This window comes from Frankia sp. RB5 (genome assembly GCF_059816245.1).
Genome location: NZ_JCBATA010000082.1, coordinates 1 through 22,786, shown reverse-complemented (window position 1 = coordinate 22,786; position 22,786 = coordinate 1). Strand labels below are relative to the sequence as shown.

General features: G+C 69.5%; 21 protein-coding genes. 11 read left to right on the top strand and 10 right to left on the bottom strand.

The window, feature by feature from the left end; genetic code table 11:
- Positions 1–171: 171 nt before the first annotated feature.
- Both AC6EXY_RS29640 and AC6EXY_RS29635 read right to left on the bottom strand, forming a co-directional pair.
- Complete coding sequence (locus AC6EXY_RS29640) at positions 172–615, bottom strand: hypothetical protein (RefSeq protein WP_499818589.1); 444 nt, start codon at positions 613–615, stop codon at positions 172–174.
- Positions 612–3,146, bottom strand: a complete 2,535-nt coding sequence (locus AC6EXY_RS29635; RefSeq protein ID WP_499818590.1) for an AAA family ATPase — start codon at positions 3,144–3,146, stop codon at positions 612–614. Before AC6EXY_RS29635 ends, AC6EXY_RS29640 begins: the two co-directional genes overlap by 4 nt.
- A 202-nt stretch (positions 3,147–3,348) precedes the next feature.
- Here AC6EXY_RS29635 and AC6EXY_RS29630 point away from each other — a divergent pair, with 202 nt between their 5' ends.
- The 4 genes from AC6EXY_RS29630 to AC6EXY_RS29615 all read left to right on the top strand — a co-directional run bounded on the left by AC6EXY_RS29630 (position 3,349) and on the right by AC6EXY_RS29615 (position 11,301).
- Positions 3,349–5,250, top strand: coding sequence for a helix-turn-helix transcriptional regulator (locus AC6EXY_RS29630; RefSeq protein ID WP_499818591.1), 1,902 nt, complete (start codon positions 3,349–3,351; stop codon positions 5,248–5,250).
- A 62-nt stretch (positions 5,251–5,312) separates the two neighbouring features.
- The gene (locus tag AC6EXY_RS29625) at positions 5,313–6,935 is read left to right on the top strand and encodes a class I SAM-dependent DNA methyltransferase (protein ID WP_499818592.1); all 1,623 of its coding nucleotides are present in this window, start codon (positions 5,313–5,315) and stop codon (positions 6,933–6,935) included.
- A gap of 32 nt (positions 6,936–6,967) precedes the next feature.
- Positions 6,968–8,116 (top strand): restriction endonuclease subunit S, encoded by a 1,149-nt coding sequence (locus tag AC6EXY_RS29620; protein WP_499818593.1) that lies wholly within the window; start codon positions 6,968–6,970, stop codon positions 8,114–8,116.
- Complete coding sequence (locus tag AC6EXY_RS29615) at positions 8,116–11,301, top strand: type I restriction endonuclease subunit R (protein WP_499818594.1); 3,186 nt, start codon at positions 8,116–8,118, stop codon at positions 11,299–11,301. Before AC6EXY_RS29620 ends, AC6EXY_RS29615 begins: the two co-directional genes overlap by 1 nt.
- A 100-nt stretch (positions 11,302–11,401) precedes the next feature.
- Here AC6EXY_RS29615 and AC6EXY_RS29610 read toward each other — a convergent pair whose 3' ends face one another.
- Both AC6EXY_RS29610 and AC6EXY_RS29605 read right to left on the bottom strand, forming a co-directional pair.
- Complete coding sequence (locus AC6EXY_RS29610; protein WP_101834640.1) at positions 11,402–11,755, bottom strand: hypothetical protein; 354 nt, start codon at positions 11,753–11,755, stop codon at positions 11,402–11,404.
- The gene (locus AC6EXY_RS29605) at positions 11,752–12,231 is read right to left on the bottom strand and encodes a hypothetical protein (protein WP_101834642.1); all 480 of its coding nucleotides are present in this window, start codon (positions 12,229–12,231) and stop codon (positions 11,752–11,754) included. Before AC6EXY_RS29605 ends, AC6EXY_RS29610 begins: the two co-directional genes overlap by 4 nt.
- 102 nt (positions 12,232–12,333) lie before the next feature.
- Here AC6EXY_RS29605 and AC6EXY_RS29600 point away from each other — a divergent pair, with 102 nt between their 5' ends.
- The 3 genes from AC6EXY_RS29600 to AC6EXY_RS29590 all read left to right on the top strand — a co-directional run bounded on the left by AC6EXY_RS29600 (position 12,334) and on the right by AC6EXY_RS29590 (position 14,263).
- On the top strand, positions 12,334–13,467 hold the full coding sequence (locus AC6EXY_RS29600) for an ImmA/IrrE family metallo-endopeptidase (protein WP_499818595.1): 1,134 nt from the start codon (positions 12,334–12,336) through the stop codon (positions 13,465–13,467).
- A 281-nt stretch (positions 13,468–13,748) separates the two neighbouring features.
- Positions 13,749–14,006, top strand: a complete 258-nt coding sequence (locus tag AC6EXY_RS29595; RefSeq protein WP_101834648.1) for a type II toxin-antitoxin system Phd/YefM family antitoxin — start codon at positions 13,749–13,751, stop codon at positions 14,004–14,006.
- Complete coding sequence (locus AC6EXY_RS29590; protein ID WP_101834650.1) at positions 14,003–14,263, top strand: Txe/YoeB family addiction module toxin; 261 nt, start codon at positions 14,003–14,005, stop codon at positions 14,261–14,263. Before AC6EXY_RS29595 ends, AC6EXY_RS29590 begins: the two co-directional genes overlap by 4 nt.
- Positions 14,264–14,488: 225 nt before the next feature.
- On the opposite strand, the gene AC6EXY_RS29585 is transcribed toward AC6EXY_RS29590, so the two are convergent.
- Positions 14,489–14,659, bottom strand: coding sequence for a hypothetical protein (locus tag AC6EXY_RS29585; RefSeq protein ID WP_499818596.1), 171 nt, complete (start codon positions 14,657–14,659; stop codon positions 14,489–14,491).
- Positions 14,660–14,751: 92 nt separating this feature from the next.
- Here AC6EXY_RS29585 and AC6EXY_RS29580 point away from each other — a divergent pair, with 92 nt between their 5' ends.
- Positions 14,752–15,063: a helix-turn-helix domain-containing protein gene (locus AC6EXY_RS29580; protein WP_101834652.1), complete on the top strand. Its 312-nt coding sequence runs from the start codon at positions 14,752–14,754 to the stop codon at positions 15,061–15,063.
- Here AC6EXY_RS29580 and AC6EXY_RS29575 read toward each other — a convergent pair.
- The 4 genes from AC6EXY_RS29575 to AC6EXY_RS29560 all read right to left on the bottom strand — a co-directional run bounded on the left by AC6EXY_RS29575 (position 15,025) and on the right by AC6EXY_RS29560 (position 17,609).
- Entirely contained in the window at positions 15,025–15,594 is a 570-nt protein-coding gene (locus AC6EXY_RS29575) for a dihydrofolate reductase family protein (RefSeq protein ID WP_101834654.1), read from the bottom strand. The two genes, AC6EXY_RS29580 and AC6EXY_RS29575, sit on opposite strands and share 39 nt — an antisense overlap.
- 152 nt (positions 15,595–15,746) lie before the next feature.
- Positions 15,747–15,992 (bottom strand): MazF family transcriptional regulator, encoded by a 246-nt coding sequence (locus AC6EXY_RS29570; RefSeq protein WP_243408007.1) that lies wholly within the window; start codon positions 15,990–15,992, stop codon positions 15,747–15,749.
- A 62-nt stretch (positions 15,993–16,054) separates the two neighbouring features.
- Positions 16,055–16,315 (bottom strand): pilus assembly protein HicB, encoded by a 261-nt coding sequence (locus tag AC6EXY_RS29565; protein ID WP_101834659.1) that lies wholly within the window; start codon positions 16,313–16,315, stop codon positions 16,055–16,057.
- A 70-nt stretch (positions 16,316–16,385) separates the two neighbouring features.
- Positions 16,386–17,609, bottom strand: a complete 1,224-nt coding sequence (locus AC6EXY_RS29560; protein WP_499818597.1) for a glycosyltransferase — start codon at positions 17,607–17,609, stop codon at positions 16,386–16,388.
- A gap of 296 nt (positions 17,610–17,905) precedes the next feature.
- Here AC6EXY_RS29560 and AC6EXY_RS29555 point away from each other — a divergent pair, with 296 nt between their 5' ends.
- On the top strand, positions 17,906–18,652 hold the full coding sequence (locus AC6EXY_RS29555; RefSeq protein ID WP_101834663.1) for a M50 family metallopeptidase: 747 nt from the start codon (positions 17,906–17,908) through the stop codon (positions 18,650–18,652).
- Between the two features lie 47 nt (positions 18,653–18,699).
- On the opposite strand, the gene AC6EXY_RS29550 is transcribed toward AC6EXY_RS29555, so the two are convergent.
- Positions 18,700–19,716: an alpha/beta fold hydrolase gene (locus AC6EXY_RS29550; RefSeq protein WP_101834665.1), complete on the bottom strand. Its 1,017-nt coding sequence runs from the start codon at positions 19,714–19,716 to the stop codon at positions 18,700–18,702.
- Between the two features lie 190 nt (positions 19,717–19,906).
- Here AC6EXY_RS29550 and AC6EXY_RS29545 point away from each other — a divergent pair, with 190 nt between their 5' ends.
- Together AC6EXY_RS29545 and AC6EXY_RS29540 are read left to right on the top strand one after the other, a co-directional pair.
- A complete protein-coding gene (locus AC6EXY_RS29545) occupies positions 19,907–21,556 on the top strand; it encodes a cytochrome ubiquinol oxidase subunit I (RefSeq protein ID WP_101834673.1) in 1,650 nt (549 codons plus the stop codon).
- Positions 21,553–22,557, top strand: coding sequence for a cytochrome d ubiquinol oxidase subunit II (locus AC6EXY_RS29540; protein ID WP_101834667.1), 1,005 nt, complete (start codon positions 21,553–21,555; stop codon positions 22,555–22,557). The genes AC6EXY_RS29545 and AC6EXY_RS29540 overlap by 4 nt, the downstream gene beginning before the upstream one ends.
- The last annotated feature ends 229 nt before the right edge of the window (positions 22,558–22,786 follow it).

Here is a 22,786-nt window from a genome sequence, read left to right as displayed (position 1 = left end):
AGAAGCGTGAGCGGCACGGCTGGGACGGCCCGCGGTGCGGCCTTCCGGGCGGAGCCGGCGGTCCTGAGACTCCGAAAAATGACATGGTCGGTCCCTTTCTGAATGGGTGTCGGCTTCGACGGACTGGATTCCGGCGCCGTGGACGGCGCGGGGTCGTCGGTCGTGTGTGGGTCAGGCCGGCGGATTGCCGCCTTGGGCGCGCGTCGGCAGATATGAGCGCAGCTCGTCCGCGAGCGTCCGGATGTCCTGGTACCAGCCGCGCAGTTCGGCGGCGGTCGGGGAGAGTTCGTACGGGTGGTGGTGCACTGTGCGGGAGAGGGCTGCCCAGAGGTATTCCGCGCGGGCGGGAACGGTCGGTTCGAGGGCTCGCGCGCTGTGCAGGCTGAGCAGCCGCGCGCGCATCGACACCCGCACGACCTCCGGGCGTTCCCGGGCCCACCGTTCGTTCACCGCGGCTTCGAGCGCGAGCCGCAGCAACCAGGCGCAGGCCCGTGGCCAGAACCCCGCGGCACCGGCTGGTGCGCCGCGGAGGAGGCCGTCGGCGGCGTCCAGGTAGCGATCCGCCGCCTTCAGGTAGTGATCAGCGGTGTTCGCGTGGCGACCGGTGGCGCTCATCGAAGCTCGCCGAGCTTGCCGACGAGGTCGGTCGCCTGCCGCACCAGGTCGCTGAGGTCACCGACCCAGGGCTCGTGGCCGCGTTCCTTGATGGTCCGGTAGAAGCTCCCAGCCGACGCGTCCCACTTGTTGGTGATGTAGGACGCGACCTTCTTCTCCTGGGCGGTGTCGTTGAAGATCGCGAGCGCGGCCTTCGACCCCGTCCGGCGGGCGGCGGTGATCGCGGCTTCGACGTCGTGATGGCGGTCGCCGGCGGCGAGCCGTCGGCGGCGGTGGATGTCGATGCACACGGCGTCCACGGCCGACCTGCAGAAGGCGGGGACCAGCGCCGCCTTGATGTCATCCGGCAGGCCGTCGGTCAGCGTCAGCGCCTCGGCCTCGTTCAGCCACCGTGTTGCCGGGTCGAGGGACGGCCTGATGTCGACGACCGACTGCTCCGCGCGGATGACGTCCAGGTGGTAGGTGGGAAAGGCGCTCGGGCTGAACCGCCGCACCGCGTCGGCGAGCCGGTCGTCATGGGTGAAGACGACAACCTGACGGGTTTCGGCGGTGCGTAGCAGCACCCGCGCGAGCCCGTCGACCTTCGCCGGGTCCATCGCCTGCACCGGGTCGTCGATGACGACGAACCGGAACGGGCTTTCGGGAACGGTAGCGCGCGGCAGGAACAGCGCGAGCCCGAGGGCGTGCAGTTCGCCCTGGCTCATCACGCCGAGCGCGGTGCCGCCCGCGCCGTCGACGGTGACGTCGAGCACGAGCCGGCGTCGGGTCGCCGTGCCGCGCAGTCGCATGGGGCCGAGATCGACGTTGCTTTCCTGGCGGAGTTCGGCCCAGATGGCCTGCTGCTGCGCGGCGAACGGGGCGAGCCGCTCGTCCCGCAGGCGTTCGAGCAGCCGCTTCAGGAAGTCGCCGGCCTCCTTGAGGGCGGCCAGGTGCGGCTGGCGGGAACGGGCGCGGCGGGCGGCGGCGAGCCAGTCCTGGGCCTGCCGCGCCAGCGGCGCCCAGGCGGTCTCGAGGTCGTCCAGGCGGGAGCGGGCGGCGGACCGCAGCGCGTCCACGGCGGTGACCAGTGCCGTGTGCCGGACGACAAGCTCGTCGGCGAGTGCGGCGGGGTCGACGACGGCGCGGAGCCCGTCCCAGGCATCCCAGGCGGCCCGGGCTCCGGCGGCGCCCTCCACGACCGAATCGACGACCTCGGCGGCGGTCAGGCCACTCGCGGGATCGGTGCCGAGGATGTCCGGGCGCCGTTCCACCAGCGCGTGGGCTGCGGCGAGAGCGTCGCGCAGCCGGAGGTCGGCGTCGTCGGCCTCCTTCGCGAGGATGCCGAACCTGTCGGCCTCGGCGGCGGCGGCCGCACGCCAGGTCTCGTCAAGCGTGCCGACCCCGCACAGGGGGCAGGTGCCGTCTCCGTGCTCCTGGTGGTGGCTGAGCCCGGCGCGCAGCAGCCCGGCGACCCGGCGGGCGTCGGCGGCGGGCGTTCCGGCCGTGGCGTCCGCCCGCGCGACGGCGGACCGCAGCCGTGCCGCGCGGTCGGCCACGTCGGCCGGGTCGGGCACGGTGAGCGCGGTGAGGCGCCGCAGCGCCGCCACCTCACCGTCGACACCACTGCCGCCGACAGCGGGGCTGTTGCCGCTGCCCCCGCTGGCCGCTGATTGCGCGCTGTCGAGATCCCACGCCTTGGAGACCTTCGAGGCGAGCGCCGCCGAGATGGCCTTCGCCCGCGGGTCGTCCGAGGTTGCGAGGGCGGCGAGCAGCACCGTCCGGCCGTCGCGGACCGCCTTGTGCGCCTTGTCGAGGTCGCTGTGCGCCTGTTGCAGCAGGGTGTGGGTGTCGGTCAGCTCGGTGAGCCGGAGCAGCCCGCCCAGCGCGTCGAAGATCTTCGCGTTGCCGTCCGTGATCAGGCCGCTCAGCTCCGAGTAGGCGAGGAACGGCCGGAAGTCGGCGAGTGCCTCCCGCCACGGCAGGTCGGCCAGCGGACGGGCGGGCTCGCCGGGCAGGCGCACCGTGGTCGTCGCGGCCAGCAGGTCGGTGTCGTCTGCCTGCCAGGCCCGTACGACCCGGATGGGCCGTGGCGTGCCCTCCGACGTCAGCTCCACCTCGACCCTGGGCGCGTCCTCGCAGTGCAGGTTGCGCCAGCCGTCCCGCCAGATCTTCCCGCGCTGGAGGCGCTCGTTCGTCTCGGTGAGGGCCAGTTCGACGGCCTCGGCGAAGCTCGACTTCCCGGAGCCGTTGCGACCGGTGACGAGTGTGAGGCCGGGGCCGGGCCGCAGGTTGAGCGTCTTCGTCGGGCCGATGCCGCGGAAGCCGCAGACCGAGATGGACGTGAGATACATGCCCGGGATCGCGGCTGCGTCGGGACGGACCGCCCGTTGCGGCGCTGACGGGCGCGGTGTCGTGGCGTCACCGAGAACGCCAGCCAGGGTGTCGGCCCCCTCGAAGGCGGCGAGCACCAGATCGGCGGCCAGGTCGGACGCGCCGGCCTCGGCCAGTTCGTCGAACAACTGCTCGTAAAGGGCGCTTCGGATCGGGTCCATGGTCGTGACCTCCGCGGGGGGCGAGAGGGTGTGGTGCCCGGGCCGCCCCCCCGAGCGGCCCGGACGGAGATCACTGTGCGCCCGGGGACCCGAAAGTCATAACGAAAAAGCCGATAAGCCGGCTTATCACTTGATAGCGTTGATGGCGGGATACATCCCAGTATCCTGTGTGAGTCGCCGGAGCGGTCGGGGGAGGTGCACGGTGGAGGGCGCTGGGACCACCTTGACGCTGCAGGACGTCGCGGATCTGGCGCGGGTTCGTCGTCCGGTCGTGACCATGTGGCGTAACCGCCCGCGCGTACGGGGTCAGCACCTGCCCTTTCCCGACCCGGTGGAGACCTCCGGCGGGATAGAACGATTCCGGCGCGGAGATATCGTCGCGTGGCTGGCGCGTACCGGCCGGGGCAACAACGCGGAGGCGAATCTCGACGCACCGGCGTTGAGCGTGCCGGATGGCGTTTCGCTGGACGAGCTCGTCACCTGGCTCTGCCTGGCGACGCTCACCGGGCAGGAGTTGGCCGAGACGACACCGGAGCAACGCCTCGCGCGAGCGCGTTCGGTCGACCCCGATGACGAGATGCTGCTACGCGAGATAGCGGTTGCCGCACCGGCGACCAGCACCCTGGGGTTTGTCGACGACCTGGTGGAGGCGTCGTACGGCGCCCGCGAGGCACTTGACCGCCTGGAGCGGGGCCGGGCGGCCCGAGCGCGGGGGGCGCGCGACCTCACGTCCGAGGCGGTCGGCCTTATCCACGCCGTCGCTGATGCCTGCGCACTCCACCTCGACCCAGATGGCGTGCCGCTCGTGCACGTCGGCCCCGTCACGAGCGTGACCCTGGCGATCGCCGAGTCGTTCGCCCAGCTCGCGGTAGCCGGTGACACCGCGGACCTTCGCGACCTCAGGCAGAGGGCGGCGATACGCGGCATCGAGACGGCCGCAGCAGCGGTGGCGCCGAGCGTCCGCGTGATGTCGGTCGTCGGCCGGACGGCGGACGAGATCCTCGATCTGCTCGACAACCTCGTGCTCGACCTCGGCGACGGTGAACTCGCGGTGGTTGTCGGCCCGGCCGCCGTCCTGTGCGACGACCTTCACGGCGAGCAGGAGAAGCACCGCGCGCAGACACTTCGTTCCGAAAGCCTCGCCGTCGCGCTCCGGCTGCCCCGGGGTCTGTGGCGGGAGGCGCATCGGCAGGCGCTGGGCCTGTGGGTCTGCGCGCCCGGCGGCTTCACGCGGCACCCGCTGGTGGCCGACCTGGCCGCGTTCACCCGGGACGAGCTGGACCTTGACGACCTCGCCTCTGACGTGACCGCCGCCGTAGCCGCCACGGCGCTGGCCGTCCGTAGCCGGGCGTTCCGCTACCTTCGCCCGCACGATCTCCAGCGCATCCTGAGTGCCCGCGCCGTCGTCGTGCCGCGCGGGGCGCGGGCGGCGCGGCTGGCCACGATCGAGCTCGACCGGCACATTGCCGCGATCAACACGGGCACGCTGGTGACGAGCGAGCCGATCCAACCTTTCGACGTCCTGGTCGAGCGCGCCCCGGGGTCGATGCTGCTGAGTCGGCGGTCGCTCGGCGAGCTGAAGGACATGAAGCAGCTACGGGTACTGCGCGGCAGCCGCATCAATCCCGGACACGCCGATCCGGCCGGGTCGGTGCGAGTTCTGTCGGCGATCGACCCACACCGTTCGATGCTGCTGGACCCGTTCGACGCGGCGAGGCTGTACCCGCAGGCAGCCCGTACCGACCCGGGCGATGTGGTGATAGCGGAGCGGCCCCGCCCCGTCGCGACGGTCGACGACCACGGCGGATCATTAGTGGCCTCACCGTCGAAGATTCTCAGGATTGGACCGGGTGCTGGTATTGGCCCGCATGCGGTGGCAGCGATCATCAACCGGCTGCCGGACGAGCCCGCCGAGTGGCAGATCTGGAACGTGCCGATCCTCGACACCGCCGAGATGGAGCGACTGGACGCGGCACTCGTCGCGGCGGCGAACCACGAGGCGAGCCTGCGGCGCCACCTGGCCGCGACCGGGGATCTCGTCGCCGCCATGATCGAGGGGGTCGCCGCCGGCGCGGTGACCCTGACCGTCCGGACGGCGCTGTAACAGAACGAGCAGCAGTAGCACCACGACTCAGTAGCAACGACGCAGGAGGAAGGACGGGCAGCATGCCGCCCCGCACCAAGAAGGAACCGTCGGCGCCCTCGACGATGAAGGAGCTCAAGGACACCCTCTGGAAGGCCGCCGACCGGCTCCGCGGCTCGCTGTCCGCGAACCAGTACAAGGACGTCATCCTCGGCCTGGTGTTCCTCAAGTACGTCTCCGACGCCTACGACGAGCGCCGCGAGACCATCCGTGCCGAGCTTACGGCCGAGGGCTACGACGACGAGCAGATCGAGGATCTGATCGACGACCCCGAGGAGTACCAGGGGTACGGGGTCTTCGTCGTGCCGCCCCTGGCCCAGTGGACGTACCTGGCGGAGAACGCCAAGGGCCGGCCGGCCGAGGGCAACGAGCCCGCCAAGAACATCGGCCAGCTCATCGACGAGGCGATGGACCTGGTCATGAAGGCCAACCCGACGTTGCAGGGCACGCTGCCCCGCCTCTACAACAAGGACAACATCGACCAGCGCCGCCTCGGCGAGCTGATCGACCTGTTCAACAGCGCCAGGTTCAGCCGGCAGGGCGAGCACCGCGCCCGCGACCTCATGGGCGAGGTGTACGAGTACTTCCTCGGCAACTTCGCCCGCTCGGAGGGCAAGCGAGGCGGCGAGTTCTTCACCCCGCCGAGCGTGGTGCGCGTGATCGTCGAACTGCTGGAGCCCTCACACGGCCGGGTGTACGACCCGTGCTGTGGATCGGGCGGCATGTTCGTCCAGACCGAGAAGTTCATCTACGAACACAACGGCGACCCGAAGGACATCGCCGTCTACGGCCAGGAGAGCCTGGAGGAGACCTGGCGGATGGCGAAGATGAACCTCGCCATCCACGGCATCGACAACAAGGGCCTCGGGGCGCGGTGGGGCGACACGTTCGCCCGCGACCAGCACGCGGACCTCCAGATGAACTATGTGATGGCGAATCCGCCGTTCAACATCAAACACTGGTCACGCAACACGGAAGACCCACGCTGGAAGTTCGGCGTCCCGCCGGCCACCAACGCCAACTACGCCTGGATCCAGCACATCCTGTACAAGCTCGCCCCGGGCGGCAGCGCCGGTGTGGTGATGGCCAACGGTTCGATGTCGTCGAACTCCAACGGCGAGGGCGCCATCCGCGCCCAGATTGTCGAGGCCGACCTCGTCTCCTGCATGGTCGCCCTGCCGACCCAGTTGTTCCGCAGCACCGGCATCCCGGTGTGCGTCTGGTTCTTCGCCAAGGACAAGCGCGCCGGTGAGTACGGAGGGGTGGACCGTACTGGCCAGGTGCTGTTCATCGACGCCCGCAACCTCGGCTACATGATCGACCGCGCCGAGCGTGCCCTCTCGAACGAAGACATAGCCAGGATCGCCGACACCTTCCACGCCTGGCGCGGCACCCGCTCCGCCGCTCAGAAGAAGCTGAGCTACGAAGACGTCCCCGGCTTCTGTAAATCCGTAGGAATCCCCGACATCAAAGCCGCCGACTACGCCCTAATCCCAGGCCAATATGTCGGCGCAGCCGAGGTCGAAGACGACGGCGAATCAGTCGATGAAAAGATCCGGCGTATTAGAAAGGATCTCTTGGTCGCGTTCGATGAGTCGGCACGCTTGGAAGCAGTCGTCCGCGAGACGTTGGAGCAAATTTCATGAGGCACGTTACGCTTCGGGAAGTGTGCAGTCGAGTGGACTACGGGTTCACGGCGTCGGCTGTAACTGACGGGGGTGGGCCAAAGTTTCTTCGAATAACGGATATCGACAAATCGTACATCGATTGGAACGAGGTTCCGAGGTGTTCGGCCTCGTCGGACGAGGTCAAAAAGTATGCGCTTGAAAGCGGCGACGTCGTCGTTGCGCGCACTGGCGCTTCGACCGGTCGATCTCAATGGGTGCAAATTGGCGAGCCGACTGTCTTTGCGTCGTACCTAGTGCGATTTCGCGCAGGACCGGAAATCAACTCGCGCTACCTCGTCTATATCCTGTCCGCCCGATCATGGCGAAATTTCGTCTCGAGTCGTGCGCACGGAAAATCGGCGCAACCAAATATGAGTGCATCCGCCATGGCTGACTTCGAGTTTTCGCTACCTCCAATCAGCGTGCAGGAGTCGATAGCTGAAACCTTGGGGGCGCTCGACGACAAGATCGCCGCCAATGACCGGGCTCTACGTCTCTGCGTGGAGCTGTGTGACGCGAAGTTCACGCGGGCCGTCCAGAATATTCAACCCGGCGAAAGAACATTTGGCGACATGGCTGAAGTTGGCGGAGGAGGAACCCCAAATACTTCGGTTGACGACTACTGGAACGGAGACATTTCGTGGGCGACGCCGACCGATGTGACCGCTCTCGCAGGTCCCTACCTGTTCTCAACAGGCCGCACGATTTCGCCAGCGGGGCTGAGTTCATGCGCCTCGGCGCTCTACCCTAAGGGTTCAATCCTGATGACATCGCGGGCCACTATCGGCGCCTTTGCCATTGCCCAATTGCCGGTGGCAGTGAACCAGGGCTTCATTGTCGTCAATGCCAGGGATTCCAGATATCAGCACTGGCTCTTTCATGAGATGCGCGCTCGGACATCCGAATTTCTTAGTCACGCTAACGGTGTAACCTTCCTTGAGCTGGGCAGAGGCAAGTTCAAGCAGTTCTCGGTTCGCGTCCCTCGCGCCGAGGTTGCGCACCAATTCTCGCAAGAAGTGGGTGCGATTCACGCGGTCGCCGCGCAGATGATCGTTGAATCGAGAAAAGTCGCTGAAGTGCGCGATGAACTGCTACCTCTACTCATGTCTGGAAAAATTCACGTGCGGGACGCGGAGAAGGTTGTGGAGGAGGCTGTGTGATGGCCGGGCATCCTGGATTCAGCGAGGCGGACTGGGAGGGGGTGGCGCTCGAGACGCTTGCCGAGCAGGAGTGGCAGGCGCTGCCGGGGAGCGCTGTCGCGCCGGGCGCCATGAACGGGCGGGCGTCGTGGGATGACATCGTGCTTCCGGGGCGGGCGCTGGCAGCCATGCGCGCGTTGAACCCGCAGGTGCCGGCGGAGTACCTGGAGCAGGCCCTGGCGGAGATCATTCAGCCGACCTCGCAGGACGCCATCGCGGAGAACTACCGGCTGCACCAGATCTGCGTTCAGGGCTATCGGGGGATCAGCTACGTCGACGCTGACGGTGTCGAGCAGAACCCCACCATCCGGTTGGTCGGTCATCAGGTCGGCGACAACGAATTACTTGCCGTCAACCAGGTCACCGTCCGGACGACGGAGGTCGAGCGCCGTTTCGACGTCGTGCTCTACCTAAACGGCCTGCCGGTCGCGATCTTCGAGCTGAAGCAGGCCGGGTCGGCCAAGGCCGACCTTGACGCCGCGCACGCCCAGTTGGCGACGTACCTGCGTGAGTTCCCGATGGCCTTCCGGTTCGCCGTCGTGACGGTGATCAGCGACGGGATCACCGCTCGCTACGGCACCCCGTTCACGCCGCTGAACCACTACTCGCCCTGGAACGTCGACGACGACGGCAAGCCGGTGAAGCTCGGCGAACCCGTCGATGACGTGCATCTCGGCACCGAGCTCGAGTTTCTGATTGAGGGTGTCTTCAACCCCGAGCGGTTTCTCCAGTTGCAGCGTAATTTCACCGCCTTCGACGGCGGGGCCGATGGTTACGCGAAGCGGATCGCCAAGCCCCACCAGTACTTCGCCGTCGCCAAGGCGGTCGGCACGACGGTCGCCGCGGTCGAAAGCAACGGCAAGGCCGGGGTCGTGTGGCACACCCAGGGCTCGGGCAAGTCCATGGAGATGGAGCTGTACGCCCACCTGGTGGCCGTCCAGCCCAAGCTCAAGAACCCGACCCTCATCCTGGTGACCGACCGCCGGGAGTTGGACGGCCAGCTCTTCGAGGCCTTCAACCGCTCTCGCCTGCTGAGCGAGTCTCCGATCAAGGTCACGACCCGCGCGCAGCTACGCGACGAACTCGCCAGCCGGGCGACGGGCGGCATCTACTTCACCACGCTGCAGAAATTCGGCCTCAGCAAGGCGGAGAAGGACGCTGGGCTGGACCATCCGCTGCTGTCGGAGCGGCGCAACATCATCGTCATCGCCGACGAGGCGCACCGCAGCCACTACGACGACCTCGACGGCTACGCCCGCCACCTCAAGGACGCCCTTCCGAATGCCGCGCTGATCGCCTTCACCGGGACGCCGATCTCCTTCGAGGACCGCAACACCCGCGAGGTGTTCGGCGACTACATCGACATCTACGACCTGACCCGGGCCGTCGAGGACGGCGCGACCGTCCCCGTCTACTTCGAACCGCGGCTGCCGAAGGTCGCTCTGGCCAAGGACGTCAGCGAGGAAGATCTCGACCGCGCCGCCGACGAGGCCACGGCCGGGCTTGACGAGGTGGAGCGGGCGAAGATCGAGAAGTCGGTCGTCGTGATCAACGCCGTGTACGGGGCGCCGGCCCGGCTGGCCTCGCTCGCGGGCGAGATCGTCACGCACTGGGAGGCCCGCTCGGGAGAGATGCGCAAGTTCATCGGCTCCCCGGGGAAGGCGTTCATTGTCGGCGGGACCCGCGAGATCTGCGCCCGCCTCTACGACGAGATCGTCAAGCTCAGGCCGGAGTGGCACCACGACGCCGTCGACAAGGGTGTGATCAAGGTCGTGTACTCCGGCTCGGCGCAGGACGTCATGCCGGTGGCCAAGCATGTCCGCCGCGAGGGGCAGAACAAGACTATCCAGAAGCGGCTGCGTGACGCCGAGGACGAACTGCAGATCGTCATCGTCAAGGACATGATGCTCACCGGTTTCGACGCGCCACCGCTGCACACGCTCTACCTCGACCGCCCGCTCAAGGGCGCCCTGTTGATGCAGACGCTGGCGCGGGTGAACCGCACCTTCCGCGGCAAGCCGGACGGGCTGCTCGTCGCCTTCGCCCCCCTGGTCGACAACCTGAGCCGGGCGCTCGCCGAGTACACCGACACCGACCGGGCCACAAAGCCGGTCGGCAAGAGCATCGACGAGGCCGTCGACCTCACCACGACGCTCATAGCCTCCTTGGACGAGCTGTGCGCCGGCTATCCGTGGCGGAAGCAGTTGACCGGTGCCCAGAAAAGCTGGGTCAAGGCCGTCTACGGACTCACCAACTACCTGCGCTCCCCGACCACCCCCGGCAACCAGGTGGCGGACGGCGAGGAGACCCTCGGCGACCGCTTCCGCAAACTGTCCAACCAACTGGCCCGGGCGTGGGCGCTGTGTTCGGGCAGCCAGACTCTCGAGCACCTACGCTCCACGGCGAGGTTCTACGAGGAAGTCCGGGTCTGGATGGGCAAGTTCGACGCCCAGCAGCGGCAGGCCGAGGGCAAACCGGTACCGGAAGAGATCCAGCGGATGCTCGCCACGCTGGTCGCGACCTCGACCGCCTCCGGCGAGATCATCGACATCTACGAGGCCTCCGGCCTGCCGAAGCCGTCGCTCTCCGACCTGGGGCCGGAGTTCCACGTCAAGGCACAGTCAGCGTCGAACCCGCATCTCGCGATCGAGGCGCTGCGGGCACTTCTCGTCGAGGAGTCGGGCCAGGTCTCGCGGCACAACCTGGTGCGTCAGCGGGCGTTCTCCGAGCGCATCGCCGAACTGATGCGGAAGTACACCAACCAGCAGCTCACCTCGGCCGAGGTGATCGCCGAGCTCATCGAACTGGCCAAGGAGGTCGCCGCCGAGGGCAACCGCGGCCAGCACTTCAGCCCACCGCTCTCCGGCGACGAGCTGGCGTTCTACGACGCGGTCAGCACCAACGAGTCGGCCGTTGCGCTCCAGGGCGATGACGTGCTCGCTCAGATCGCCCGCGAGCTGGTCGCGGTCATGCGCCGTGACGTCAAGACCGACTGGACCGTGCGAGACGACGTGCGTGCCAAGCTCCGCTCGTCCGTCAAACGGCTGCTCGTCAAGTACAAGTACCCGCCGGACAAGCAGCCGGAGGCAATCCGCCTCGTGATCGAGCAGATGGAAGCTATGGCACCCCGATACGTCACGGGATAGCGGTTTCCCGCTAGAGATTGCCAGTGCGGCCGGCCCAGTCGTGGGTGGTCGCGTAGACGCTGCGGGGCTGATCGGAGGGCGCGGGAGGATTCCGCCGATTTCAGTCGGTTGCCTTCGGGTGGCCGGTGCCGGCGTGGATCACCCAGGCAGTTCGGTTCGCATCGTCGATCAAATACCAGATGCGCCCGGCGGCCGTGACCTCGTACTGCCACTGTTCCACCGACTGGCCCTTGAAGGTCGCGCTGCCCAGACGCCCCTTGAGGCGGTGCTGGCGATCCGGGTTGTCGCGAGCACGAGGCGAGGATCGGATCGCATCGTAGGCGTGTCGGAGGTTGCGTGGCGCCTGCCGGGCAAGATGCTCCCAGCCGCCGGCCGCATCGTTGGAGGCGAAACGGATGTCGTACTCGCCGTCGGCGGGAGGCGGAGCGGCGCGGTCTCCCCTCTTCGGGTTCATTCGGCGTCGGGGACGACTGGTCGCGGGACGGGGCCGAGATCGCCATCGGGCTCACGGGTCAGTGCAGCGTGCAGGGCCGGGTCGGCGTGGATCTCGGCGGTGTGGCGCCACTGGGTGAGCAGGATGGCGATGGGCGCCAGCGTGTCGAGTGCCACCGCCCCGCTCGCGGTTTCGATCAGTTCGGCGAGAAAAGTGTCGACGTCCTCGGCGGGCAGGAACACCGTCCACGGCACGGCGTCCGGCAGTGCCTCTCGCAGCGCGACGACGTTGCCCGTGCGGATGAGGCTGGCGATCAGGCGGGTGGCGAAGTCGACCACGGCGGAGTCCCGCTCGAGCTGCTCGACCCGCATGAGCGCGAGGTCGGACGCGTCTCGGCGACGCAGCCGCAGGGCCCGGACACTGTCGAGGCGCTGGGCGGTTGCCGCCGGGTGGTGCAGCAGCTCGCTGAACGGGACGTCCTCATAGGCCACGCTCATGACATCCACAGTAGCTCGGATGTCGGGCGACGGCGAGGAGGCCGAAGTGGGCCGTCAGGGACCCGGCTTGCGATTTTCGCAAATCGCAAGGAGGCTGTTCTCATGGAAGGCGCACCCGGCCGAGTGCTGAACCTGATCGAAGGCTCGGGGCAGAGCCGTCGCGCCTTCGGCCAGGACGTCGGGCTCGATGATTCCAAGCTCTCCAAGTCCCTCAGCGGTGCCCGCCGCTTCTCCTCCCTCGACCTGGCCCGCATCGCGGACAAGTGCGGCGTCACCATCGAGTGGCTGCTCACCGGGGAGGAGCCGGCGCTGGCCCTCGCCGCGCGGACCACGACCGGGCAGCAGGCATGCACCGTACTGGAGACCGCCAGGAAGTACAGCGTGATGCGCGAGGATCTGGCGACGCTCGGCCGGTCGCAGCCGTGGCGGCCGGTGGACGTCGGCTACTCGGGTGGAACGTACGCCGAGCAGGGCCGCGCGCTCGCCTCCGCGGCGCTGGTGCGCACCGCCTCCGCGGGGCTGTCAGCGACCGATGCGGACCTACCTGCTCTGGTCGAGACGGCGTTCGGGGCCGACGTGGCCGTGGTCATCCTCGATGACGGCTTCGACGGGCTGTGCGCGTCGTCGGACGACGCGAAGCTGATCGTCCTGGGGGCCTCCGCGATCCCGGTCCGGCAGCGGTTCACCCTGGCACACGAGCTGGGACACCTCCTGGCCGGCGACGACCAGGACGTGCACCTGGACAAGGACATCTACGAGCGACCGCAGGAGAAAGACTCCAGTGAGATGCGGGCAAACGCCTTCGCATCCGCGTTCCTCATGCCAGAAGGCGCCCTGCGGGAAACGGTGGGGAGATCGGGCCTCACGGTGGAGGGGTTCGCCGCGCTCGCCTGCGACTTCAAGGTCGCGCCGTCCGCTCTGGCGATCCGGCTGCAGCAGCTGCGGCTGATCGACGCCGGCACCTGCGACCGGTTCCGGACGCTCACTGCGGCGAAGGTGGCCTCCATCGCAGGACGCTCCGAAGAGTTCGCGCGCGGGGTCGCGGACGCGAGCGCAGCACGCCCACCCGGCCTGCTCGTCCGGGACGCCTACCTGGCCTACGAGAGCGGCGCGACCACGATCCGCCTCTACGCAAACCTGCTCGGCATCGACGCCGACGAACTCGGGCAGTCGCTTGATTCCAGTGAGGGCCGCCAGGCACCCGATGACAACATTGCCCCTGCGGGAGGCTGGTGATCAGGCAGGTGGCGAAGCCGAGTGCGGCGAATTCCCACTCGAGCTGCTCGACTCGCATGGGCGCGGGGTCGGATGCCCGTAGTGCAGGAACAGGTTGGCGAGTACGGGACTGGCCGCGGATTCCTGTGGGGTTCCGCGGTCTCGTTCCGCCAGCGCCCACCAAGATCGTAGACGGGCTCGGGTGTGGGCGCCTCGACGGACTCGCTGGTCCGTCGAGCAGATGACGACCGTCACCCGGAGTGGTACCGTATCCGGTACAGGTCGAGTGTTGGGGAGGCGGGATGGTGGCGGCGATCAGTGCCAGTGAGGCGCGCAGGACGCTGTTTCCGCTGATCGAACAGGTCAATGCCGATCACACGCCGGTGGAGATCGTCTCGAGGCGGGGAAACGCGGTCCTGGTGAGCAAGGAGGACTGGGACGCCATCGTCGAGACCGGCTACCTGCTGCGCACGCCCGCGAACGCCCGGCGGCTGATGGAAAGCGTGGAGCAGTGGCGCGCGGGCGGCGCGATCGAGCGTCCCCTCGGCCCTGACGAGTGAAGCTGGTCTGGACCGACCATGCCTGGGAGGACTACCTGTACTGGCAGGGTCAGGACCGCAGAACACTGAAGCGCATCAACGCCCTGATCGCGGACATCAAACGTGATCCGGAAGGGCAGGGGATCGGCAAGCCCGAGCTGTTGCGCAACAACCTCGCCGGGCTGCGGTCACGGCGCATCGACGACGAACACCGCCTGATCTACGCGGTCGAGACCAGCCAGATCACGATCATCTCCTGTCGCTACCGTTATCAGTAGCCGAGCCTGGCGCGGGCCGGCCGGGCCCTCTCTACAGGCCCATTCGGTCTTCAGAGATGGCATGGCCGTGGGGCAGGGCCGAGGTCCCTGTCGGGCTCGCGGGTCAGCCCTGAGTGCAGAGCCGGGTCGGCGTGGATTTCTGCGGTGTGGCGCCACTGGGTGAGCAGGAGGGCGATGCGCGCGAGCGTGTCGAGCGCCACGGCGCCGCTCGCGGTTTCGACCAGTTCAGCGAGAAAAGGTGTCGACGTCCTCAGCCGGTAGAAACACTGTCCACGGCACGGCGTCCGGCAGCGCCTCCCGCAGCGCGGCGACGTTGCCCGTGCGGATGAGACTGGCGATCAGGCGGGTGGCGAAGTCGACCACGGAGGAGTCCCGCTGGAGCTGCTCGACCCGCATCAGCGCGAGGCCGGACGCGTCCCGGCGATCCCACAGGCGGAGTCCGTGTACTTCGAGTATGTGAAGGAACGGGAAGCGGAGGAGGGCAGCTCATGACCGGATTTCCCCGGTGGAACGACGTCCGCGCCGGCCTGGTCGCCGACGCCGGCGGCGAGGAGGCCCTGACCGAGGCCCGCAGGCGCAATCAGGCCTACATCGACGGCCACCGGCTCGCCGAACGGCGCAGACTCCTCGGCCTCACCCACACCGACGTCGCCGAATCCATGGGCGTCGGCAAGAGCCGGATCTCCCAGATCGAACGCGGCGAGGTCTCGACCGTGGACGTCATCGCCCGCTACGTTGCGAGGTCGGACGCCCTTGATCTACTAGCGGACCACGCGGTGGTGGAGAAAGACGACGCCTGAGGGGAAGGTGCGGGACCCGACGAGTTCGAGATTCGTCTGGCGTTCGAGCCGGGCAAAGTACGGGATACCGCCGCCGACCAGGACCGGGTGGACCCTCACCCGGTACTCGTCGATCAGGCCCAGCGCGGCCGCCTCGGCGGCGAGGGTCGCGCCGCCGATCCCGATGTTGCCCGGCCCCGGCCCCGGCTCGGCGCGCAGCCGCTCGATCTCCTCCGCGAGGCCCGCGGTGGCCAGGCGGGCGTTGCCCCGCACCTCCGGCAGGGTGGTGGAGAACACGACCTTGGGAAGTGGCCGCCAGACAGCGGCGAACTCCTGCTCGGAGACGTCGAGCGCAGGATCCTCGTCGTTGGTCTCCCAGTACAGCATCGTCTCGTACAGCCGCCGCCCCAGCAGGTGGACGCCGAGGTCTCGTACCTCGTCGGTGGCGAAGCGGAAGAGCTCCTCGTCCGGCACCGACCAGTCGAAGCCGCCGTCCGGCCCGACGATGAAGCCGTCCAGCGACGTGCTCAACGAATAGGTCACGCTGCGCATCGGGGGATCCTCCTGGGCGGACGGCTTCGACGGTACGACAACGGGACGCCGCAGGACTCATCCGACCCGCGGCGGCGATGGTCCCGCCGTATGACGCCGGCGGGCTCGATCGGCCCGCGTCGCCGCCGCGATGGGAGGATGCGGTGCGATGATCAGCGTTCCGGGGTGGCGAGGATCTTGAAGAGCATGGTGTTGGCGTTGGTGAGCGTCTGCGTGTCAACGCGTCGGACACAGGTGTCGAGCGCGGCCTTCGGGACGAAGGTCACGAGGCCCATCACCGCCCAGCGACCGGCGCCGACATCCACGCAGAATCCCTCGTCGGTCGCCTGCTCGACGACGAGCGCGACCAGCACGGTGGGTTCCGCGGCGATCTCGTTGTAGACCGTGGAGCTGATCACGAGAACGTCCTGCGGCGCCGCGCGGGTGCGTGTCGTCCAGATCTCGCCGCGGCGGGGCGGGCTCACTCGCCGGGGAGCGCGACGTGAGGTAGCCCCGCCGCGGCGAGCGACTGCTGGTTCGCGTCGGTGAAGGCGAGGGCGGCCTGGCTCACCGCGGGGTTCGCCGTCACCCAGGCGGCGTGCGCGGCGCAGCGGCGGCGCATGTCCTCGGTGTCGAGCAGGCTTTCGACCCAGGCGTTCATCGAGGTGTGGTCGGCCTCCGCGTACCGTTTGACGGCCTCATAGGCAGCCTCGGAGAGCCGGAGCGTCAGCGTTCGAGGCATGCAGATCATGCTAGCAGGATCTGGTTGCACTGTTCGACGGCCTGGCCTGCGGCCGGTCGAGAGGCTCAGGTCATCCGACCGCGGGTGAGTCCGCGGCCAGGAGCAGTTTCGCGGCGACCGTGGCGCCGTCAGGCTGGATTGTGGCGGCCGCGGTCTGCGCGCGTTCGCGGACGGCGGGGGTCAGGGCGAGGGCGAGCGCGGCGGAGAGGGTGTCGGTGGTCGGGGTCGGGCCGTCGTGGGCGACGCCGATGCCGAGCTCCGCGACCTTGGCTGCCCAGAGGGGCTGGTCGGCGATCTGCGGGACGATCACCTGGGGCGCCCCGGCGGCGGACGCCGTCGTGGTGGTGCCCGCGCCGCCATGGTGGACGACGGCGGCCACCCGGCGGAACAGCGCCTGCTGGTTGACCTCGCCGACGGCCAGGCAGTCGCCGGCGTCGTCGACGGGGGCGAGGTCGGCCCAGCCGCGGGCCAGCAGGACCCGCCGGCCCTGCGCGCGGACCGACTCGATGGCCACCCGGGCGAGGTCCTTCGGGATGTAGGCGGCCATGCTGCCGAAGCCCACGTACACCGGGGGCTCGCCGGCTGCCAGGAACGACTCCACCTCGGCCGGGAGCGGGCGGTCGTCGGGCAGGATCCACGCCCCGGTCTGCAGGACGTCCAGGTCCGTCCGGCCCTTCGACGGGCAGAGCGTCGGGTCCGCGGCGAGCCACGGCCGGTCGGAGAAGACGTGGTCGCGGACGTTGTCCACCGGCGGCAGGCCGAGCGCCGCGCGGTGGCTGTTCAACGCCGGGCCGTACAGCGCGTTCACCCGCTCGGCGTCCTGCCGCCACAGCGTCCGGTTGTCGGTCTCGTCGGCGGGGGAGGGCGTGCCCGGCCGGTGCCCCGGCGCCGAGTACCGCGACGGCAGGCCGAGCAGGTGGAAAACGCTGAACACATAGCGGATGCCGAGATGTTCGGCCACGTCGCGGGCGCCGGCCGGCATCAGGCCGGTCGCGAGCAGCGCGTCGCACCCCTCGGCCGCCGCGGTGAGCGTCTCGAACCGCGCGGCGACCAGTTCGGGGGCCAGCCGGAACGCGTCCTGCGGGGTCGGCGGCGCCGGGCGGACGACGATCGAGCGCACCGTGGGACCGAGCGGCACCAGCGGCACACCGACCCGCGCCAGCAGCGCCACGAAATCGTCGTCCGGCGGCACCGCGACCCGCACCTGCGCGCCGAGGTCTCGCAACGCCACCGCGAGGCCCACCAGCGGTTCGACATCCCCGCGTGAACCCCACGACGTCAACAGAAAACGCACGTCCGAATCTCCCGTTTCTCGGTTATCTGGTTATCGGCGGGCAATGTTAGGGCACCCCCCGGGTCTTGCCGCAAGCCCCCCGGTCTGCTATATATTGAAGTGGGAAGAGATGGGTGCCCCGCGTGTTCAGGAAGATTGCGGGCCTGTGGTGGTGGTGGCGGGGTGGTGGCGCACCGCGTCAGGTTCCCGGATAACCGATCCGGCTCGTCCTGTCATCGGCGGACGCGGTGTGTCGCCAGTCGCCAGAACCCGGAAAATGGTGGGGAGCTGCCCCCCGAACCGTAGGACGATCGTGTATGGGCGATGGCGTGGTCCGCGTCGCTCAGACGGGGGTCTACGGGGGGCGGGGGCTGGTGGACGGGACGACGGGCGGCGCGGTCGCCGTCGTGGTGGAGGCGACGGCGCCGCGAACCGTCGCGGTCGTGACGGGGCTGTTCGCGCTGGTGGCGGTCCTGAGCAGTGGATGGGCCGAGCGGATCGACACCGCCGTGCACGAAGGTGGCCACGCGCTTGCCGCCTACCTCGCCGGCCGGCAGGTGCTGGCCGTCTGGCTTGACCAGGACGGCGGCGGCCGCACCCTGAGCTACGGCCGCCCGCGTGGCCTCGGCCTGTTCCTCACCAGGTCCGCGGGCTACACCGCGCCGCCGCTCGTCGGAGTCTGCTCGGCGGCCCTGCTCGCCGCGGGAAACGTCACCGCCGTGCTCATGCTGGCGGCGCTGGGACTCGGCGCGCTCCTCCTCGTCACGATCAACCGCGCCGGCGAACTGCTCCTCCTACTGACGATCGCATCCCTGGTACTGGCAGGCCGCTATTGCCCGGGCTGGGTCCAGCTGTGGTACGCCTATTTTCTGACCTGGCTGCTGCTCTTCTCCGGTCCCCGGTCGGTGCTCATCCTGCACCGCGCCCGGCGGCTCGGCATCGGCGACTCGGACGCGGACAAGATTGGCGCGATGACCCATCTCCCCGGGTTTCTCTGGGTCCTAGCCTTCGCGGTGTTCAGCCTGTGGTGCACCGAGAAAGGCGCCGCCCTCCTCCTTGCATGACGGGCGCGCATTCCCGCGCTGCGATCGCCCTCCGACGTCAGCGGATGTCAGCGGTGGCTCGTGGTGGGGAGGCGGGCGAGGTGGTCGTCGACGGCGGTGAGCCAGGCCAGCGGGCGGGTGGCCTGGGGGCTGTGGTCGGCGCCGGCGATCACGGCGAGGTGGGCGCCGGGGATGGTGTGGGCCATGGTGGCCGCGGCGTCGCGTAGGCCGGTGTCGTGTTCGCCGACGATGACGGTGGTCGGTACGCGGATCTCGCCCAGGCGGTCGACGAGGGACGGGTAGGTGCCGAGCTCGCGACCGAGGGTGGCCAGTGCCTCGGGATCGATCTGGCCTATCCCCTCGGCGGCGTGCTGTGCGGGGTTCGTGCCGTGGTGCGCGAGGGCCGGAGGATCGTCGTTCATGGCCGTGGCCGTGGCCGTGGCCGTGGCGGCGTGGCGGGCGGAGAGGAAGGCGGCGCCGGCGTCGAGGAGGGCGCCGACGAGGCGGCGGGCGACGGGGCCGGTCGCGGTGGCGGGGGCGGCGGCGGTGTCGACGAGGATCAGTGAACGCACCCGCTCCGGGTGGTCGAGCGTGTAGCGCAGGGCGATGACGCCGCCCATCGAGTGGCCGACGAGGTGCACCGGTTCGGTGCCGACGGCGTCGAGGACGGCCGCCAGATCGGCGAGCAGCAGGTCGAAGGTGTAGCCGGCGGGGCCGTCAGGGGTGCGGTCGCTCGCGCCGTGCCCGCGCTGGTCGTAGGCGATGACCCGGCGCGTCGCGGCGAGGTCGGGCGCGACCGCGGCCCAGTCCGCCGCGCTGCCGGCGATGCCGTGCACCAGCGTGATCGGCGCGTCGTCCGTGGATGGCCCATCGGCCATGGCCGTGAGGTCTGACGTTGTTCCGGCGGCGCCCCCCTCGACGGTCGTGTCCGTCTCGACGGTCGTGTCCGCCTCGCCGGGGTGGCGTGCGGGGCCTGGGGATGCCGGGCCGGGCTGCTCGGGCGGGACCGCGTTCGGGCGGAGTTCCTCGACCTGGAGTGTCAGTCCGGTCGCGCCTGTCGTCTGCCATTGCCGCGTCTCGACCATCCCGCCATCCTCGCGGGCCACCGATGGATGCTCCGCCCGCGCTTGGGCCGGGCGGAGGGTTGTCCGCGTCACATCGGCCGGGCTCGCGTCGTCGATCGTCCGGGCTATTCTACGAGAGGTAGAACTTTCGACGAGACGTAGAAGATCGGTTCGGCTCGGCTGTCGGATGGGCGGCACGGAGGAGTCCCGGATGATCGACACGAGTGGCGCGACGGTAGGGACGGCGGGGACGGTGTTCGCGGCCGCGGCGGGATCGACGGACCTGGCGCGGGCGCAGACGGCGTTCTCGCTGGCGTTCCACATCTGCTTCGCGGTCTTCGGCGTCGGGATGCCGTGGCTGCTGCTTTACACCGAGGGGAAGTGGGTGCGCACCGGGGATCCGGTGTGGCTGGCGCTCACGAAGAAGTGGTCGCGTGCCTTCGCGGTTCTGTTCGCGGTGGGCGCGGTGTCGGGGACCGTCCTGTCGTTCGAGTTCGGGCTGCTCTGGCCGGCGTTCATGGCGCGCTACGGCGGGGTGCTGGGGCTGTCGTTCACGCTGGAGGGGTTCGCGTTCTTCGCCGAGGCCATCTTCATCGGGATGTACCTGTACGGCTGGCGGCGGCTGTCGCCGCGGGCGCACTGGCTGACGCTGTGGCCGATCGCGATCGCCGGGACGCTGTCGACCCTGTTCATCATCACGGCGAACGCCTGGATGAACGTTCCCGGCCGCGTCCGCGAGGTCGACGGAAAGGTCGTCTCCGCCGAACCGCTGGCGCCGCTGCTCAGTCCGTCCTCGCCGACGCAGGTCGTGCACATGCTGCTCGCCGCGCTGATGTGCACCGGAGGCGTGGTGGCGGGCGTGTACGCCGTCGGGATGCTGCGCGGGCGTCGTGACACCTACCATCAGCGCGGGCTGCGGGTCGGGCTCGCGGTCGTGCTGGTCTGCGCGCCGCTGCAGCTCGTCTCCGGCGACCTCGCGGCCCGGGTCGTCGGCGAACACCAGCCCCTCAAGCTCGCCGCCATGGAGGGGCTGTTCCACACCCAGTCCGGCGCCCCGCTGACCATCGGCGGCTTCTACGACGACGCCACCGGGGAGGTCCGCTACGGCATCGAGATCCCGAAGGCGCTCTCCCTGCTCGAGCACTTCGACCCCGACGCCCGCATCACAGGCCTGGACGCCGCCCCGCCCGCCGACCGGCCCAACGCCGCCCTCGTCCACCTGGCGTTCACCGTCATGGTCGGGCTTGGCACGGCCCTGATCGCCCTGGCGGCGCTGGTCGCTCTCGTCATGGTCCGCCGCTGGCGACGCCGCCGCCGCGCCGGCGCCCTCGGCGGCCGGATCCGTGCGGACGGCTCGGGGACGCCGGCCGGTGGGAGCGACGATGACGTCGATGGTGCTGGCACACGTTCGCTGGTGCCCACCGGTCGGCCGTGGCTGTGGGCCGCGGCGGCGACCGGGCCGGCGGCGATGCTCGCGATGCTCGCCGGGTGGGAGGTCACCGAGGGTGGGCGCCAGCCGTGGATCGTCTACGGCCGGATGCGCGTCGCCGACGCGGTGACCGCGAACTCCGGCATCGGGTGGACGTTCGCGGGCACCCTCATCCTCTACCTGGGCCTCGCGACCGCCCTCGTGCTCATCCTGCGCCGGATGGCCACCGGTGGTCCCGGCCCGGACACTCCCGCGCATGCGTCCGTCCGACCACCCCTGGACGACGACGCCGGGCCTCGGGATGACGGCGGCAGCAGCGGCGACGGCAACGGCAGCAGCGGCAACGGCAGCGATGCCGGTGGCGGTGGCGGTGGCGGTGAGGACGTTGTGGAGGCCGGTGCTGTGGGCGTTGGGGGAGGGAGACGGCGATGAGCGCGGCTGACCTGCTTCTGCTCGTCATGGTCGGCGGGCTGACCGCCTACGCGCTGCTCGCCGGCGCCGACTTCGGCGCAGGGGTGTGGGACCTGCTCGCCCGCGGCCGTGGCGCCGCCGACCAGCGACGGCTGATCTCCGCGGCGCTCGGGCCGGTGTGGGAGGCCAACCACGTGTGGCTGATCTTCGTGCTGGTGGCGTTGTTCAGCGGGTTCCCGGAGGCGTTCGGGATCATCGGTTCGACGTTGGAGGTGCCGCTGATCTGCGCGCTGGTCGGGATCGTGCTGCGTGGCTCGGCGTACGTCTACCGCGCCTACGGCGGCGGTGCGGCCGGCCCCGACAGGTGGTGGGGACACCTGTTCGCCGTCGCCTCGACAGTGACGCCGTTCGCGCTGGGCGTCACCGGCGCGGCGCTGGCCACCGGCGATCTGGCCGAATCCGACCCGTGGCGCCCGTTGACGAACTCGTTCGGCCTGGTCTGCGGCCTGTTCGCGGTGACGGTGACGGCGTTCCTGGCCGCCGTCTACCTCTGCCGGGATGCGGCGGGCTCGCCGGCGACCGAGCATCTCGTCCCCGGGATGCGGCGGCGGGCGCTGGCCGGGGCGATCGCGTCGGGCGCGCTGGCCGCGGTGCTGCTTCCCCTGCTGTGGTCGCACGCGCCGGTCGTGGCGGACCGTTTCGCCGACCGGTCGATCCCCTTCGCCGTGCTGTCGGCGGGCGGGGGCGTGGCCGCGCTCGTCCTGCTCTGGCGGCACCGCTTCACCGCCGCCCGGCTCGCCGCCGGTCTCGCCGTCGCCGGTGTCCTGTGGGGCTGGGCCGCCGCCCAGTACCCCGACCTGGTCGTGGGCCGCGCGACCGCCGCGTCCGCGGCCGCGCCGCACGCCAATCTGGTGGCCATGCTCATCGCGATCGCCCTCGGCATGCTCGTGATCGTCCCGTCGATGCTCCTCCTGTTCCGCCTCTTCGCCCTCCCCGACCCCGACGCCCTCGACCCCCACTGAGCGTAGATTGGCGGGACAGATCCGGAGCCAGTGGAGAAGGGAGACTCGTCGGTGCGGCGTTTCAATACTGCTGGTCCGTGCCGATCTGATTTCCATTACATGGAGCATTTTCAAAGTTAATTTTTTTAGATTCCTTCCTGTTCCAGGACGAAGACGGCTTGGGTGAATGTGCCGACCCGGCGTGGGCAGCCGCGGAAGCGGCTGAAGACGCGCCAGTTTTTCAGGACCG

Excerpts from the sequence above, each read along its gene's own strand:
- AC6EXY_RS29555 (WP_101834663.1), top strand. The coding sequence starts at position 17,906 with ATGGGCGATGGCGTGGTCCGCGTCGCTCAGACGGGGGTCTACGGGGGG.
- AC6EXY_RS29580 (WP_101834652.1), top strand. The coding sequence starts at position 14,752 with ATGACCGGATTTCCCCGGTGGAACGACGTCCGCGCCGGCCTGGTCGCC.
- AC6EXY_RS29610 (WP_101834640.1), bottom strand. The coding sequence starts at position 11,755 with ATGAACCCGAAGAGGGGAGACCGCGCCGCTCCGCCTCCCGCCGACGGC.
- AC6EXY_RS29545 (WP_101834673.1), top strand. The coding sequence starts at position 19,907 with ATGATCGACACGAGTGGCGCGACGGTAGGGACGGCGGGGACGGTGTTC.
- AC6EXY_RS29550 (WP_101834665.1), bottom strand. The coding sequence starts at position 19,716 with ATGGTCGAGACGCGGCAATGGCAGACGACAGGCGCGACCGGACTGACA.
- AC6EXY_RS29635 (WP_499818590.1), bottom strand. The coding sequence starts at position 3,146 with ATGGACCCGATCCGAAGCGCCCTTTACGAGCAGTTGTTCGACGAACTG.
- AC6EXY_RS29625 (WP_499818592.1), top strand. The coding sequence starts at position 5,313 with ATGCCGCCCCGCACCAAGAAGGAACCGTCGGCGCCCTCGACGATGAAG.
- AC6EXY_RS29540 (WP_101834667.1), top strand. The coding sequence starts at position 21,553 with ATGAGCGCGGCTGACCTGCTTCTGCTCGTCATGGTCGGCGGGCTGACC.
- AC6EXY_RS29585 (WP_499818596.1), bottom strand. The coding sequence starts at position 14,659 with ATGCGGGTCGAGCAGCTCCAGCGGGACTCCTCCGTGGTCGACTTCGCC.
- AC6EXY_RS29565 (WP_101834659.1), bottom strand. The coding sequence starts at position 16,315 with ATGCCTCGAACGCTGACGCTCCGGCTCTCCGAGGCTGCCTATGAGGCC.
- AC6EXY_RS29595 (WP_101834648.1), top strand. The coding sequence starts at position 13,749 with ATGGTGGCGGCGATCAGTGCCAGTGAGGCGCGCAGGACGCTGTTTCCG.
- AC6EXY_RS29640 (WP_499818589.1), bottom strand. The coding sequence starts at position 615 with ATGAGCGCCACCGGTCGCCACGCGAACACCGCTGATCACTACCTGAAG.
- AC6EXY_RS29600 (WP_499818595.1), top strand. The coding sequence starts at position 12,334 with ATGGAAGGCGCACCCGGCCGAGTGCTGAACCTGATCGAAGGCTCGGGG.
- AC6EXY_RS29605 (WP_101834642.1), bottom strand. The coding sequence starts at position 12,231 with ATGAGCGTGGCCTATGAGGACGTCCCGTTCAGCGAGCTGCTGCACCAC.
- AC6EXY_RS29575 (WP_101834654.1), bottom strand. The coding sequence starts at position 15,594 with ATGCGCAGCGTGACCTATTCGTTGAGCACGTCGCTGGACGGCTTCATC.
- AC6EXY_RS29615 (WP_499818594.1), top strand. The coding sequence starts at position 8,116 with ATGGCCGGGCATCCTGGATTCAGCGAGGCGGACTGGGAGGGGGTGGCG.